Raw genomic sequence first — 1,010 nt, forward strand, 5'->3', positions numbered from 1 at the left:
TGTTTGTATGTTGGTGCATTGTTGGGTGTCTGGGGCATTATCCCCCTTTTTTGTGCCTGACCATAAGGCTTGTTGACACTGCCTGTGTTGGCAGGGTGTGGTTGGGGTGTTGTGTGAGAACTGTATAGTGGACGCGAGCATTAAACACACCAGATGGGCTGCTTTGTGTGGTTTGTTTGTGTGTGTTTGTGTGATTTCTTTTTTCTTTAATCAATTTTTTGTCAAGTTCACTTGTGTGGCCACCTACATGATTTTTGTTGTGTGTGGTGGTTTGTGTGTTCGTTATTAAGGGCGCATGGTGGATGCCTTGGCATGCTGAGCCGATGAAGGACGTGAAAGGCTGCGTTAAGCCTCGGGGAGTTGTCAATTGAGCGTTGATCCGAGGATGTCCGAATGGGGAAACCTGGCCCTGGTTATGTGGGGTTACCCTTCAGTGAATTCATAGCTGTTGTGGGGGTTTACGCGGGGAAGTGAAACATCTCAGTACCCGTAGGAGGAGAAAATAATAATGATTCTGCTAGTAGTGGCGAACGAACGTGGATGAGGCTAAACCGTGTGCATGTGATACCTGGTAGGGGTTGTGTGTGCGGTGTTGTGGGCCCCAATGTGGACTAGCTACTGATGGTCCGCTCGTGTGTTGTTGTTAGGTGAAGTGGTTTGGAATGGCCTGCCGGAGAAGGTGAGAGTCCTGTAGTTGAAGACAATGGCATGTGGGTTGTTGGGTTGCCCGAGTAGCAGCGGGCTCGTGGAATCTGCTGTGAATCTGCCGGGACCACCCGGTAAGCCTAAATACTCAGTGTGACCGATAGTGTATGAGTACCGTGAGGGAATGGTGAAAAGTACCCCGGGAGGGGAGTGAAATAGTTCCTGAAACCATGTGCTTACAATCCGTCAGAGCACCGTTTGTGTGTGATGGCGTGCCTTTTGAAGAATGAGCCTGCGAGTCAGCGGCATGTCGCGAGGTTAACCCGTGTGGGGTAGCCGTAGGGAAACCGAATCCTAATGGGGTG

The 1,010-nt window shown here is 50.5% G+C and carries 1 rRNA gene; it reads left to right on the top strand.

Annotated elements, in window-relative coordinates:
* Window positions 1-275: 275 nt before the first annotated feature.
* Window positions 276-1,010, top strand: a 23S ribosomal RNA gene (locus QP941_RS11520); the annotation flags it as partial.

The sequence above is a fragment of the Corynebacterium sp. MSK150 genome (genome assembly GCF_030229215.1).
Classification (GTDB): Bacteria; Actinomycetota; Actinomycetes; order Mycobacteriales; family Mycobacteriaceae; genus Corynebacterium.